Source organism: Microbacterium sp. (assembly GCF_029263575.1).
GTDB lineage: Bacteria > Actinomycetota > Actinomycetes > Actinomycetales > Microbacteriaceae > Microbacterium.
Window position 1 is genome coordinate 1 of record NZ_JAJUFV010000080.1, and the last position, 13515, is coordinate 13515.

Here is a 13515-nt window from a genome sequence, read left to right on the forward strand (position 1 = left end):
ATGGTTGCCATCCTTCCCGCTCGCAAGCGGTCCAGGAGTCAACCGAACCTTCAGCAGGCCCTTGTGCCCCTTTATTCATCTATCTATCTTGAGCTCTCTTACATGAACTACCTACTACTTGGCAGCCTTGGCAGGCCCCTCCGATCCCAGTCGAGAGTAGGGCTCCCTCCAGCCAAGGTCACCTTGGCAGCACCTTGCCACACTTGGCAGAAGTCGTAACTATGTTCGATTATTGGTCATTGCAAGCAAATAGTAGCCACTTCGCAACCACGTCGAGTAACCCTAGTTCCCATCCGGAACGGGCGGTCGGATCCTAAGGTATTACCAGCTCAGCACTCGACGACGTTGACGGCGAGCCCGCCCTCGCTCGTCTCCTTGTACCTCGAAGACATGTCAGCACCGGTCTGACGCATCGTCTCGATGACCGTGTCGAGGTGGACGATGTGGGTGCCGTCGCCGAGCAACGCCAGCCTGCTGGCCGTGATGGCAGTCGAGGCCGCCACCGCATTCCTCTCGATGCACGGGATCTGCACCAGCCCCGAGACCGGATCGCAGGTCAGCCCGAGATGATGCTCGATGGCGATCTCCGCGGCGTTCTCGATCTGCTCCGGCGAGCCTCCCCGAATCGCCGTCAGACCGGCTGCCGCCATCGCGCACGCGCTGCCGACCTCCGCCTGGCAACCTGCTTCCGCGCCGGAAATCGACGCGTTCGCTTTGATGATGGAGCCGATGGCCGTGGCCGTGAGCAGGAACGTCCGGATGAGCTCTCTGTCGAAGTTCTCGGTGACCGCCGCGTGATAGAGGACAGCGGGCAGCACCCCCGCAGCGCCGTTCGTCGGTGCCGTGACGACCCGTCCGCCGGCGGCGTTCTCCTCGTTTATCGCGAGCGCGTACACGGACACGGCCTCTGCAGCCGCCTCCGAATCACCGCGCGCCGCGAGATGGTGCCAGGCCAGTGCGGCTCGGCGAGGCACTCTCAGTCCGCCCGGGAGGACGCCGTCGGCGGCGAGACCGGTCTCGACGCAGTCGCGCATCGCATCCCAGATCGCGTCGATTCCTGCCCGTGCCGCGTCCGCACCGTGCAGAGCCGTCTCGGCGTGCCAGGCGACGTCGGCGATGGTGCGGTCCTGCACCAGTTCAAGGAGCTCGCGCATCGAACTGTAACGCGGAATCGCGGCGCGCTCGGCCGCGCTCGATTCGCTGGCACGAGGATCCTCGCCTTCACGCTGGATGAAACCGCCACCCACCGAGAGGTACGTCTCGCTGATGGCCTCGCCGTCGGGCGAGATGGCGGCTGTCAGCCGGAGCGAATTGGGGTGCCCCGATGGGCGCTCCCGCGGAGCGAACTCCATGTCCTCTCGCGAGAACGGAACGCCTACGATGTCGACCGGCTCACCCGCCTGCACCCTTTCCCACGCTCCATGCACGTCTGCGGGGTCCACGGTCTCCGGGCGCAGCCCGCGAAGCCCGGCGATGACCGCATCCGGCGTTCCATGACCGATTCCGGTGGCAGCGAGAGACCCGTGAAGCGTGCACTGAATCCTCCCCACCCGTTCCCACACCCCCAACTCCTCGAGGCGTGAGCGGAAGTCCTGTCCCGCGCGCATGGGCCCGACGGTGTGGGAACTGGAGGGGCCGATGCCGATGGAGAACAGGTCGAGCACGGAGGTGTACACGCCGTCCTCGACGACGGTGGCGGTCGCTGATGAGCTCACGCGGTGTCCTTTCGTCGGTGTGGCCTTGGATGTGAGGTTGCCACCACCCGGGGCTGGTGGGCGGTGCGCCCGGCGCGAGCGTCCATCACCGTGACGGCGGACACTCGTGCCGGGCGCTGATGTCATCGGTGGCGATGACGCGGGACGTCGATGACCGTCGTCACGTCGTCGTTGAGCGCCCCTCCGCGACTCACCGCGGAAACGATCCCGTGGTGGGTGACCTTTCCGCTCGAGACCTCGCCGCCGGTGAGCTTGCGCACGACCGGGGCACAGGTGACCGTCTGCCCTGGAGCGAGCGTCGTGACGGTGCAGGTCACGGCGTTCTGGGATGACTGCACGGCGATGTCGGAGACCGCCAGGCTTCCGATGTTGCTGACGGTGTAGACAGCCTCGGAGCGGTCGGACCCGTCTGCCTTGGCGTTGCCGTTGCGGTCGATCCAGGTCACCTGGGACGACAGGGCGATGGACGCGCTCGCAGGGACCGACATCGCGGCCGTGTGCGCTGACAGCTGCTGCGGCGTGAGCTCGGTGTCGTAGACAGCGATCTTCCCGATGGCCCCTTCGAACCATGATGCGAAGTCGCGGGTGCCCGCACGGAACGGGGCGTCTCCGCGCTCCGGCACGATGGTCACCCCGCGGATGCTCAGGTCATCCTGGTCGCGCAGCACACCGTTCTTGTAGACCTTCGTGTAGCCGTTCGGGAACGCGCCACCCTTGTTGTTGGTGTTGATGACCAGGGCGTAGTGGATCCACTCTCCCGTCGAGACCGGATCCTGGAAGTAGGAGCCCGCGCCGAGGCCGCCGCTGGTGTTGAACGAGTATCCGGAGATCCGGTTCGGACGGTTCTCCGTGTTCGTGAGCGAGTACATCCGGCCGAGGTACTCGTACTGCCCGGTCTCGCCCTTGCCCATCCAGTTCACGTACCCCGAGCTCTCGGAGTTCGGGAACTGCAGGGCGTCAGGGCGGATCCACGCCTCGATGGTGATCTCCCCGGTCGTAGTGGGGCTCAGCGCGTCGGCGTCGGCCGCTTCGAAGTACTGCGTGGCGCCGTCGAACTGTGTGGCGCTGTCGCCGTTGGGCAGTGATGTCGTGGACGGGGATCCGCTGTAGGTGCCGGTGATCCCTGCGGTGCCGAGATCTGCCTCACCTCCGGATGCGGCCGCGCCCAGGGTCCAGTAGACCGAGGGGTCGTCGTCGAGGACTGCGTTGTCGTACGGGGAGAGCTGGAGCGTCGTCGATGGGGACGACGTCGTGGTCGTGGTCGTGGTCGAAGCGTGGACCGGTGTTGCGACGAGCAACATCGCGGTCAGCACTGCGGCCGAACCGAGAACCAACTGCCTACTGCGTGCCATTTCGTTCCCTTCATCTCAGGCGCGAACGCATGGTTCGCACCGCAACCGGCCTCGTCGCCGGTCGATCTGAGAGAGCGGGCCCTCAGGCCAGCTCGTGTCGATGCAGAGCTTCCAGGCGCGCCTTGACCGGCCCGTTCTCCGTCCAACTCCCAAGGCGCCGAAGCGACTCATCCAGTGACGAGTCCTGCAGTCGGAGCCACGCAGCGACGACGCCGAGCGCCGCGTCAGCACTTCGACCAGCCGTGACCTCTGCATCGACCGTGGGCACGATGCGCACGCGCAGCTTCTCGAGTGCGCCCTCGGCGATCTGCGCGAGCTGATGCTCGATGCGAGAGTCCGCGAATCGAGTGGCGACCCGCGTCAGCCACTGGTCGACATCGGCGCCGTCCTCAGGGATGCTGCGACGAGCCTCCTCCCAGAGCCGCTGAACCGACGTCCGGAGCTCGGCGTCCGCCCACGCCTCTGCAACGGTGCGCATGCCGCGGGCAGGGCCTTCCAACGCGAGCAGGAGGTGCCCGGCGTTCAGCAGGCGCAGTTTTCGCGATTCCGCCGCATCCAGGTCGTCGACGAAACGAGCCCCCGCGGACGCCCAGTCGGGAAGTTCACTCACCGCGTTGTTCTCGATGACCCACTCCCGATACGGCTCGGCGAGAACCGCGGCGTGGTCCTCGAACCCCGTCGCTGAGCGAGAGATGCGTGCAGCATCGTCACCGGGTCGCGGGGTGATGCGGTCCACGACGCTGGACGGGAACGCCAGTTCGTCGGCGATCCAGGTCGCGAGGCTCTCGTCGACGTCTGCGGCGATGTCCAGCAGTACACTGCGGATGCGGGCTCCGTTCCGCGGAACGTTGTCGCAGGCCAGCACCGTCACAGGGTCCGCCTGCGCAGCGTGCCGTGCGCGCAACGCGTCGACGAGCCGACCTGGCGCCGTCAGCGGCGCGTTCCCGTTCCTGAGTCGCGCGATGTCTGCGCGCACGTCCGGGGCGGCATCCGGGCCCGCGTAGGCGGCCTCGGTGATGGTCAGCGTCACCGCTGACACCTCCGGTGCCGCGAGCGCGGACCGGAACGCTGAACGGTCCGACCCCGATCCCACGCTGGCGATCCGGTCCACGACCAGCGCCTCTTCATCCGGGGTGACGACCGTGTACACGCCGTCCTGCTCGACGAGTGCCGCGGGCGCTACGGAGCGTCCCGTGAACGCCGCGATCCCCCAATCGTCCGCAGGAGCCGAGAGCTGCGTGTACACGGCCTGATGCGCGCGGTGAAAAGCGCCGAGACCGAAATGTACGAGCCTGGTCCGGGGCGGCGCACCCGAGCGATGAAGACGCGGGGCAGTCATGAGAGCCAGCGGTCGCGGTTCTCGGCGACGAAGGTCTCGTCGAGCAGATCGGGGAATCGCTCGCGCACCTGGGCGATGAGTTCCGACTGCCCCGGCGACAGTCGCTCGTGCTCGTCCAGGCAGATCGCGCTCTCGACGAGACCCTGCTGGCGCAGCACCTCGTTGACGCCGGCGACGCATCCGGCGAAGTTCCCGAGTACGTCGAACACCGCCGCGTTCACCTCGACCAGGTCCGACGCGAGGGACAGCGTCTCGACGGACACGCCCCCGGTCGCGACCTCACTCGAGGTTCGAGCCAGCAGCTCCGCGGCTGCGCGAGCGCCGACGGCCCACTGCCCGAGCAGACCACCACGAGCACGCACCGAACGCTGCTCCCCGGCGACCGTCCCGGTGATGGGGGTGACCAGGTCATGCAGGATCGCATCGTCATTGCCGGTGAGGAGGACGACATCATCCCAGCGGTCGTGCTCGAGGAGCGTGCGCGAGACATCGACCGTGCGATACCGGTCGAACGGTGCGGTCTTCACCGCGACCGTCGACGGCTGATCCAGCAGCTCCTGCCAGTACGCGCGGCTGAGGCGCATGCCGCCGACGCTCTCCTGAAGGTAGAAGCCGACAGTGGGGAGAACGTCGCCGACGGCCGCCGCGCGGTCGAGAAGCGTCCGCTCTGTCCGCTCCGACATGCCCCACGGGCACAGCAGCACCGCGTCGTAGCCGAGCGCGGCCGCGATCTCCGCTTCGCGGACGGCGTCCGAGGTGTCGCCGACGATTCCGGCGACACGGATCGCGTCCCACTCCGGTGCCGCGTCGACGGCGCTCTGGAGAACCTCACGGAACAGACCGGCGTTCTCGTGCAGCGCGAACTGCGTCGTATGCACGCCGACGGCCATGCCGTCGACGCCGGACTCTGCGTAGTACCGGGTGAGGGCGCGCTGAGCGGTCGGGTCGTAGACGCCGTTCTTGTCGAGAGCCAGTGGGTGCGCGGGGATGGCGGCGCCGGCGCGCAGGCGTGCTCCGAGATCGGCGACCATCAGTACGCTCCCGCCCGCTGCTGGAACTTCGTGGCCTTGCCGAGCTGACGGCCTCCCTGGCCGACCCAGTCTCCGACCCAGTCGATGAGGGTACCCAGCGGCAGCGTCGGGTAGCCGTAGCGCTCGAAGCAGGCACCGGCGTTGCTCAGCAGGGCGGTGTCCTCCTCGGCGCCGACGAGGTGCAACGGCTTGTCCATGCGTGCGGCGAGCCGTTCCGCGATGGAGCGCACGGGAGTGGTCTCGGGTCCGGTCGCGTTGAGGATCGTCGGAGGGGTGGAGGCGAGCTCGATGCTGCGCAGCGCCCACGAGCTGATGTCCCCCTGCCAGCAGACGTTGACCGCAGGCATCGTGACATCGACCTCATCGCCGGCCGCGATCTTCGCGGCGATGTCGGCGATGACGCCGTAGCGCAGCTCGCAGGCGTAGTTGAGGCGGAAGATAGTGGTGGGGGTGCCCCACTGCTCGGCGGCGGCGGTGAAGACACGCTCGCGGCCGAGGCAGGACTGGGCGTACTCGCCGTCGGGGCGGACGATGTCGCTTTCCACGCTCCCGCCGCCACTCAGCGGAGAGAGGCCGTACACGTTGCCGGTGGAGTAGACCATGGAGGGAATGCCGCGCCACCGATCTGCGACGAAGGCCGGCACGGCGGCGTTCGTCCACCAGGTGCGGTGTTCGTTGCCGGTCGTGCCGAACTTCATCGCGGCGAGGAAGAACAGCCCGGCCGCATCCGGAAGATCCGCGTAGGCCTTCGTGTCGGACAGGTCGGCGGCGATGGTGCGCACGCCGTGGGATTCGAGTTCGTCCCTCGCGGCCTGCTCGCTCCAGCGAGAGACTGCGAGCACCTGCGCGTCGGATCCGACCTGGTCGAGCGCGCGACGGGCCATGCGTGCCATCGTCGGGCCGATCTTGCCTCCGGCGCCCAGCAGGAGGATGTCACCGCCGAGTGCGGCGAGTGCTTCGCCGACTCCTTCGCCGGGCTCGGAGAGGAGGTCGTCGAGGGCGGTCTCATCGACGGGATAGTTCAGCGAGGTCATGTCGAACTTTCTGTATCGGGGGTCAAGAGTGAAGATGCGTGCGAAAGGCCGATGGAGCCGTTCGAGGACTGAGGTGCCTCGCCGACGGAACTGCGGTAGACGGCTTCGGCCTGCACGGCGACGCTGTGCGCACCGGCGTCGTCCGCGTCATCGAGGAGGAGGTCGACGGCCAAGCGTCCGACGCGCGCGCTCTGCGCACGCACGGTCGTCAGCGCCGGCTGCACGAGTTCGGCGAGGACATCGTCGTGGCCGACGACGCTGATATCCCCCGGCACGGAGAGCCCTTCACGGCGGAGGCCTTCGATGAGACCGGAAGCGAGGACGTCGTCGAAGGCGAGGACCCCGGACGCACCACCGGCGACCACAGCCTCCGCAGCGCGGATGCCGTCTTCGTGGGTGGCGGACGTTGCATCGAGCACGACGACTTCGGCACCGTGCGACGTCGCACGCTCGACGATGGCGCGTTCGCGCTCACCGTTCGCCCATGACCCGCTGGGCCCGGGGAGGTAGGCGAGCCGCCGGTGTCCCAATCGCACGAGTTCGTCGACGATCTCGTGAAGAGCGTGACCGGAGTCTGTGTGGATGGAGGCGATACCGTCGACGACCCGGTTCACGAGCACCAACGGGACCATATCGGCGATGCTCTTCAGATTCTCGGCACTCATGCGCGGGGCGCAGAGGATCAGCCCACGGGACTGGCGGGCAAGTTCTTCCGCGACCTGACGTTCGATGGCCGCGTCGTCGTCGGTGTCAGCGACGAGGACTCCGACGCTCGAGGACCGGGAGCGACCCTGTGCGGCTTTGAGGAGGCGGGTCATGTACGGGTTGGTGATGTCGGGCACAATCAGCCCGATGTTGGCGGCGACACCAGTGATGAGCGCGCGAGCGACGACGTTCGGAGTGAAACGCAGGCGGCGTGCGACCGACCGCACATGCGTCACGGTGGCGTCGGACAGCAGTTCCGGACTGGAGAACACTCTGGACACTGTCGAGATGCTGACGCCTGCGGCTTCCGCAACGTCTCTCAGCTTCGCCGGTCCGACACGACCACTCATCTGGATACCTCCGCTTTCGGGCGTCCCTGCCCTGGGTGCCGGCTGGTCAGCCGGCCATCCCAATTCTCTAGCGAGTGGCGTCGGTGCGTGCGACCGATGCGCACGCCTGCCTCGCTGAGGAGGAGTCCGTCCGCGGCCGCCCTGGCGACGGCGGAGGTGAGACCCGGAAGTTCGGTGCGGGGCCCTGACTCGCCATCAACGCGCCGTGTAGCAGCGAGTCGTTCAGTTGAGGGTGCGGCCTCGACGGCGGCGGCCACCAGACGGACGAATGCCCGAACAGCGGAGATGTCAGTGAACTGGTCGGCGGGCGCCTGTGGAGCACACACCGCGGAGTCGAGAGCTGCGGGAGCGAACGCGCCCGCAAGCACCGAGCTGGTCCCGTCGGCCTCCACCTCGATGCGAAGATCGCGAAGGCGCACGCGCATCACTCCGGCCGTTCCCACGAGGAGCAGCGATCCTTCGATGACGTCGTCGCCGGCGGTGGTCCCGACGGCGACGACGATCGGGCCGGATGCGGAGCGCACGCGCAGTGCGGCGGTGTCATCCGCCTCGATCTCACGCGCAGCACCCAACTCGACTTCGAGTTCGCTGATCGTCCAGGCAGGCTCTTCACGTTGCGCCAGAGCCAGTGCCGCATGCACCGTGTGCGCGAGCGGGTTGAACAGCGAGCCGTCGAAGACGGGGGTGTCGCCGAGTGTGCGGCGGCCCGCCCACGGGGCACGGTCGTAGTACGAGTCCGGTCGCTGGAGAGACCCGTAGGCGACGACCCGCCGCAACTGTCCGATGGGTCGTTCCCGTCGCGCAGCATCCACGGCCATGATAACCGACCGCGTCTGCTGGAAACCGAACTCGACGCGGCGGCCGACCGCCAGGCGTTCCAGCTCGTCCAACTGTTCGGGCAACGGCACGGGCGGCTTCTCCACGTACACGGATGCGCCGCCGTTCAACGCGAGCACGGCAAGGGGGAAGTGCGTGTGCGGCGGTGTCGCGATCACCACCGTCTGCGGCGAGCACAGTCCGTGCAGATCACCCAGCGATGAGGCCCTCTGAGGCCGGGCGCCGAACCGCTCCAACTCCGCTTCGACATCGGACGGGATGCTCGGGTCAGCGATACCGACCAGCTCAACCCTCCCTTCCGAGTGAAGTCGGAGAAGGTCGAGGAGGTGGCGTCTGCCGTATCCGGAGACGCCGACCAGCGCGACGGACGGTCGACTCATCCCTTCAGCGCTCCCTCGGCGAGACCGGTGAAGACCTGCTTCTGCATCAGGAAGTAGACCAACAGGGGCGGGATCATCACGATGACGGCAGCCGCACTGATGACACGCTGATCCGCGGAGAACGCGCCTGCGAGGAACTGCACTCCCACGTTGACGGGGTAGTTCGACGGGTCGCTCAGAATCACCAACGGCCAGAGGAACTGGTCCCAGCTGTCGAGGAATCCGAGGACTGCCACCACGGCAATCGAGCCGCGAACGGAGGGCAGCATGATGGACCAGAAGGTGCGAATCGGGCCGGCGCCGTCGACGACGGCCGCCTCTTCGAGTTCGTCCGGCACGTTCGAGAACGCTTGCCGCATGACGAAGATCGAGACGATGGACACCGCTTGAGGTAGCACCACTCCGATGAGAGTGTCCTGCAGTCCCAGCCCGCGGGTGACAATCAGGGTCGAGACCATGATGACCTCGAACGGCAGTGCAGCCGTCGCCAGCAGGATCGTGATGTACAGCCCACGTCCACGGAAGTCGATGCGCGCGAGCGCGTATCCGGTGAGCGTGGCGAGGATGAGGTTCGTCGTCACACCCATCGCGGAGATGTACGCCGAGTTGAGCAGGTACTGCCCGAGCGGGATGGCCGTGAACGCGGTGACGAAGTTGTCTATCGTCGGCTGCGAGGGGATGACGCTGCCGGGGAACTCGGTGGTCGATTCCCCCGGGCCTTTCAGCGCCGTGGTCAGTTGCCACACGAGCGGACCGAGCACGAGCAGCATGGCGATGCTCATGAGGATCCAGCGGATGGTGCGCTCCATCGGGCTGATGGCTCCGCGCCGCTGACGGCGTCGGCGCTTGGGCGGCACGACGACCGCGTAGGTGTCGGTGCGGTTGCGCACGGAGGTGGTCGTGCGCGTCGTGTCGGTATGCGTGGTGTCGATGCTCATCGCACGCGCCCCCTTCTCGAGATGGCCCAGCCGACGGCCGAGACGAGCAGCACGAAGGCGAACAGGATGAGGCTCACGGCGGAGGCGAAGCCCGCTGCCGTTCCGGGCGAGATGCCCTTCCCGAACAGGTAGAGCACAATCGTCGTCGACGACGTGCCGGGACCTCCGCCCGTGAGGACGTACGGCTCGGTGAAGACCCTCAGTGCCGCGATGGCGGCGAGGATGGCGATGAGCCCGATGGTGCCGCGGATCTGCGGGATCGTCACGCTCCAGGTGCGACGCAGCCACGAGGCGCCGTCGAGTTCTGCTGCTTCGTCGAGCTCGCGCGAGACGTTCTGCAGCGCTGCCAGAAGGATGAGTGTGTAGAGACCGCATCCCTTCCAGACCGTGACCAGCACGGCGCTGATGAGAGCGAGTCGACTGCTGGTGAGGAACGGAATCGGCGCCGCGATGACGTGGAGGCCCTCCAGTACCTGGTTGATGAGGCCGTCCGAGCTGAGAACGAACTGGAACATCAGGGCGACCACGGCCATCGGCATGACCAGCGGGGAGAAGAGGATCGGTCGGACGATCCCGGAGCCTCGCATCTGCGTGTTCAGCAGGATCGCGAGGAACAGGGATACCCCGACGAGGAGCGGGGTCGCGATGAGCATGTACAGCCCAGTGCGTCCGGTGGCCTCCCAGAACAGCGGCGAGGAGAAGATCGTCGCGAAGTTCTCGAGTCCGGTGAACACGCCGCCGCCGATGGTGCTGGCGTTCGTGAACGCCAAGACGAACGTGTTGGCGAGCGGCGTGAAGAGGAAGGTGATCTGGATGATGAGCACCGGTCCGATGAACAGGACCGGCACCCACCATCGAGGCCGCCGGACCGGCGCCACCGTGGAGCGGCGCCGACGCTCCCGCACCGGGCGACTGCTCGCCCCGACGACCGCCGTCACTGGACGCGGCTCTTCAGCAGATCGGTGAGCTGAGCTTCGGCCACCTCGAGGGCTTCCGCTGCGGGGGTCTCACCGGTGATGGCGGTCTGCACGGACGACCACAGCAGCGTCGCGAACTCGGCATCCACTGCCGGGGGCTTCGGCATGGTGCCACCGTCGAACAGGCTGGATGCCACGATGCCGCGGGCCTCGGTTGCGAGGTCCGTGGGTTCCGCGCTGAAGAAGTCGTCTTCGAGCGCGTCGACAGCGCTGGGGAACACGGAAGACTGCTCGGCGAGGGCGAGCTGTGCCTCGGCGGACGTCAGGTACTTGGCGAAGGCCAGCGCCGTTGCCGGGTTCTTGCTCGCCTTGGGGACGGCGAGGCCGTGCGCGACGATCCACGTCGTGCTGTCGGCGGCTCCGAGCGGCTTGTCGATGGAGATCTGCTCGAACACCTGAGGGGCGTTCTCGGAGATGATCTTCAGACGCGACGGGCCCGTCTCGAGGTATGCCGTGTCCCCCTGACCGAACGTGTCGATCTCGCTGCGCTGCGCGGCGGTGATGGAGTCCTTCGGGATGCCGCCGGACTTGTAGAGCTCCGCGAGCTTCTCCACGAACTCCACGGCCTCAGGGGTGTTGACGACGGCTTCGGTCGAATCTTCGTTCACCAGCGGGACGCCGATGCTGAGAAGGTAGTTCGGGAACCCGATGGACGTCGGCTGGAAGCCCGCCTTGCCAGTGCTCTCGGCGATCTCCTGGGAGACGTCGAGGAGCTCGAGGTAGCTCGTCGGAGTCACCGGGTCGCCGGCGGTGTCGAGGAGCGCCTGATTCGACAGGAGCACGGGCGAGTTGAGGTACCAGGGAAGCGCGGTGACCTTGGTCTTGCCGTAGTCGAAGCTCTGCCACGCGGACTCCACGTAGCTGTCTTCGAGGTCGGCTGCATGCTCCGCCATGTCGAGGACGCGTCCGTCGCGGCCCAGCGGCGCGAGGGTGGCGGCATCCAGGTCGAGCACGTCCGCGAGCTCGCCGGCTGCGGAGTCGGCGCTGACCTTGCGTGCGGCCTGGTCACTGGGGATGTCGACCCATTCGACCGTCGTGCCGGGGTACTCCTTCTCGAAGTCCGCGATGACACCGTTGATGTAGTCGTCGAACGTCGGGGAGAGCTGCATCGTCTGGAATCGGATGGTGCCTTCGATGTCGCCGGAGGCGTCGGTGTCGGCTTCCGGGCTCGCGCCCAGGCCGCATCCGCTGAGGGCGAGCGCCGCTGTCGCGGCGATTCCGATGAAGGCGAGTGTGCTGCTGCGTCGCATGTGGTCACTCCATATCGGTCGTTGATATTGCTTGCGGCTCGGGTGGTGCTTGTCGGGTCGTGCAAACGTTTGATAGAACGTATCCATGACATCCACGCAACGTCAAGGCCGACTTTCCGACGACACCGATTTGCTCGAGCTTCCGCTGAGCCAGCTCATCGCGCAGTGCCTGCTCGTCATGCCGGGGGTGACATCGTCGGGTCGCCCGGACGCGGCCACGCTCAGCGCCGTTCGTGCGGGAGTTGGCACCTTGCACAGCGTGGTCGACATGTCGGCGAGCAGTGCCGCGGCCTACCATCGCGAGATCCGGGAGACTGCACTCGACGCGGGCGTGATCCCGCCACTCATTAGCGGCAACCTCGAATCCGGCGTCGGATACAGCCTGGGACGAACCGGAACGGACCTGCCCTATCCGCATGGGATCGGCCTCGCGGACGACGAGGACGTGGCCTATCGCGCCGCGCTCTTGGCTGCAGAGGAAGCACGTGCCATCGGCTACGACTGGACCTTCAGCCCGTGCATCGACGTCGTCATGACGGACCGCGATCCGATCCTCGGGGTGCGCGCCTTCGGGCACGGGCCCGCGCGCACCGGTGTTCTCGGTGCCGCGCAGATCCGCGGTTTCCGCGACGGCGGTGTCGCGTCGACTGCGAAGCACTTCCCCGGTCATGGTGACAGCGCCGTCGACAGCCACCTCGGCCTCCCGGTCATCGACCGCAGCGACGCCGAGCATCGCGACGTGCACGTGCCGCCGTTCATCGCGGCCATCGACGCGGGCGTCTCGAGCATCATGGTCGGTCACGTCGTGCTGACACGGCATGGGTTCGATGTGCCGGCCAGCCTCTCGCACGAGGTGAACGCAGGATGGATCCGACGTGATCTCGGCTACGACGGCGTCATCATCTCGGATTCACTGCGCATGGCCGCCGTGGCGGCCCGCTGGTCGGCGCCCGAGTCGGCGGTGCTCGCACTGGCGGCGGGTGCGGATGTCGCGAACGCGAAGTGCGAGGCCGATGCCCTCCCCGTGCTCATCGAGGCGGTGCGTAACGCCCTCGACACTGCCGTACTGAACCCGAACGAGCTGCGCCGCTCAGCTGGTCGCCTGGTGCGGATGCGTCGTGAACTCGAATCACCCGCATCCTCGGGCGACCCCTCGACGTTGGACTCCCCGCGCACCTGGAACGATCCCGCGCGCTCGAACACAGTGGACCTCTCGGGGTCGATCCGCCGGCAGGGACGTTCGCTCGCAGTGTCCGGCGATTCCGATCTCGCGCACCGCCTCACACGCAACGCCTCCGATCGTGGCATCTTCGTCCGACGCTTGGCGGAGGGCGAGCGCCCGAACTCCGACGAACTCCTGGTCGACGTCGTTGTGCCGCACACCGCCGTCAGCGACGACGACGCGCGACGCATCGAGCTGCTGGCGGAGAGCTCAGAGCTTCTCGTGCTGAACGGTGTCGTTCGGGCAGACACCGTGCGCCGCGGCGCGGGAGCCGTCATCGTCGCGCCCGCGGTCGACACCTTCGGCATCGTGAGCGAAGCCGCCGTCGACGCCATCATCGACCAGATCGACTCCTAGGTCATCGGGGTGCGCGGAGTGGGGGGGG

Annotated in this window: 11 protein-coding genes; 1 reads left to right on the top strand and 10 read right to left on the bottom strand. The window is 67.3% G+C overall.

From position 1 onward, the window contains the following. Positions 1 to 329 precede the first annotated feature (329 nt). The 10 genes from Q1J95_RS09465 to Q1J95_RS09510 all read right to left on the bottom strand — a co-directional run bounded on the left by Q1J95_RS09465 (position 330) and on the right by Q1J95_RS09510 (position 11908). Positions 330 to 1715 carry an L-serine ammonia-lyase gene (locus Q1J95_RS09465; protein WP_300267267.1) on the bottom strand — a complete coding sequence of 462 codons (1386 nt, stop codon included), beginning with the start codon at positions 1713 to 1715 and terminating at the stop codon, positions 330 to 332. A 122-nt stretch (positions 1716 to 1837) separates the two neighbouring features. Then, positions 1838 to 3067 carry a LamG-like jellyroll fold domain-containing protein gene (locus tag Q1J95_RS09470; protein ID WP_300267268.1) on the bottom strand — a complete coding sequence of 410 codons (1230 nt, stop codon included), beginning with the start codon at positions 3065 to 3067 and terminating at the stop codon, positions 1838 to 1840. A gap of 82 nt (positions 3068 to 3149) precedes the next feature. Continuing rightward, positions 3150 to 4406, bottom strand: a complete 1257-nt coding sequence (locus Q1J95_RS09475) for a mannitol dehydrogenase family protein (protein WP_300267269.1) — start codon at positions 4404 to 4406, stop codon at positions 3150 to 3152. After that, positions 4403 to 5437 (bottom strand): dihydrodipicolinate synthase family protein, encoded by a 1035-nt coding sequence (locus Q1J95_RS09480; protein WP_300267270.1) that lies wholly within the window; start codon positions 5435 to 5437, stop codon positions 4403 to 4405. Before Q1J95_RS09480 ends, Q1J95_RS09475 begins: the two co-directional genes overlap by 4 nt. Then, positions 5437 to 6471 (bottom strand): NAD(P)-dependent oxidoreductase, encoded by a 1035-nt coding sequence (locus Q1J95_RS09485; RefSeq protein WP_300267271.1) that lies wholly within the window; start codon positions 6469 to 6471, stop codon positions 5437 to 5439. Before Q1J95_RS09485 ends, Q1J95_RS09480 begins: the two co-directional genes overlap by 1 nt. Continuing rightward, a complete protein-coding gene (locus Q1J95_RS09490; RefSeq protein ID WP_300267272.1) occupies positions 6468 to 7526 on the bottom strand; it encodes a LacI family DNA-binding transcriptional regulator in 1059 nt (352 codons plus the stop codon). Before Q1J95_RS09490 ends, Q1J95_RS09485 begins: the two co-directional genes overlap by 4 nt. Further along, on the bottom strand, positions 7523 to 8743 hold the full coding sequence (locus Q1J95_RS09495) for a Gfo/Idh/MocA family oxidoreductase (protein ID WP_300267273.1): 1221 nt from the start codon (positions 8741 to 8743) through the stop codon (positions 7523 to 7525). Before Q1J95_RS09495 ends, Q1J95_RS09490 begins: the two co-directional genes overlap by 4 nt. Next, the gene (locus Q1J95_RS09500) at positions 8740 to 9681 is read right to left on the bottom strand and encodes a carbohydrate ABC transporter permease (protein WP_300267274.1); all 942 of its coding nucleotides are present in this window, start codon (positions 9679 to 9681) and stop codon (positions 8740 to 8742) included. Before Q1J95_RS09500 ends, Q1J95_RS09495 begins: the two co-directional genes overlap by 4 nt. Next, entirely contained in the window at positions 9678 to 10529 is an 852-nt protein-coding gene (locus tag Q1J95_RS09505) for a carbohydrate ABC transporter permease (protein WP_300267275.1), read from the bottom strand. Before Q1J95_RS09505 ends, Q1J95_RS09500 begins: the two co-directional genes overlap by 4 nt. 86 nt (positions 10530 to 10615) lie before the next feature. After that, positions 10616 to 11908: an extracellular solute-binding protein gene (locus Q1J95_RS09510; protein WP_300267276.1), complete on the bottom strand. Its 1293-nt coding sequence runs from the start codon at positions 11906 to 11908 to the stop codon at positions 10616 to 10618. A gap of 85 nt (positions 11909 to 11993) precedes the next feature. Between Q1J95_RS09510 and Q1J95_RS09515 the strand changes: the two genes are divergently transcribed. Beyond that, entirely contained in the window at positions 11994 to 13487 is a 1494-nt protein-coding gene (locus Q1J95_RS09515; protein ID WP_300267277.1) for a glycoside hydrolase family 3 N-terminal domain-containing protein, read from the top strand. The last annotated feature ends 28 nt before the right edge of the window (positions 13488 to 13515 follow it).

Excerpts from the sequence above, each read along its gene's own strand:
- Q1J95_RS09480 (WP_300267270.1), bottom strand. The coding sequence starts at position 5,437 with ATGGTCGCCGATCTCGGAGCACGCCTGCGCGCCGGCGCCGCCATCCCC.
- Q1J95_RS09495 (WP_300267273.1), bottom strand. The coding sequence starts at position 8,743 with ATGAGTCGACCGTCCGTCGCGCTGGTCGGCGTCTCCGGATACGGCAGA.
- Q1J95_RS09475 (WP_300267269.1), bottom strand. The coding sequence starts at position 4,406 with ATGACTGCCCCGCGTCTTCATCGCTCGGGTGCGCCGCCCCGGACCAGG.
- Q1J95_RS09515 (WP_300267277.1), top strand. The coding sequence starts at position 11,994 with ATGACATCCACGCAACGTCAAGGCCGACTTTCCGACGACACCGATTTG.
- Q1J95_RS09490 (WP_300267272.1), bottom strand. The coding sequence starts at position 7,526 with ATGAGTGGTCGTGTCGGACCGGCGAAGCTGAGAGACGTTGCGGAAGCC.
- Q1J95_RS09500 (WP_300267274.1), bottom strand. The coding sequence starts at position 9,681 with ATGAGCATCGACACCACGCATACCGACACGACGCGCACGACCACCTCC.
- Q1J95_RS09510 (WP_300267276.1), bottom strand. The coding sequence starts at position 11,908 with ATGCGACGCAGCAGCACACTCGCCTTCATCGGAATCGCCGCGACAGCG.
- Q1J95_RS09485 (WP_300267271.1), bottom strand. The coding sequence starts at position 6,471 with ATGACCTCGCTGAACTATCCCGTCGATGAGACCGCCCTCGACGACCTC.
- Q1J95_RS09470 (WP_300267268.1), bottom strand. The coding sequence starts at position 3,067 with ATGGCACGCAGTAGGCAGTTGGTTCTCGGTTCGGCCGCAGTGCTGACC.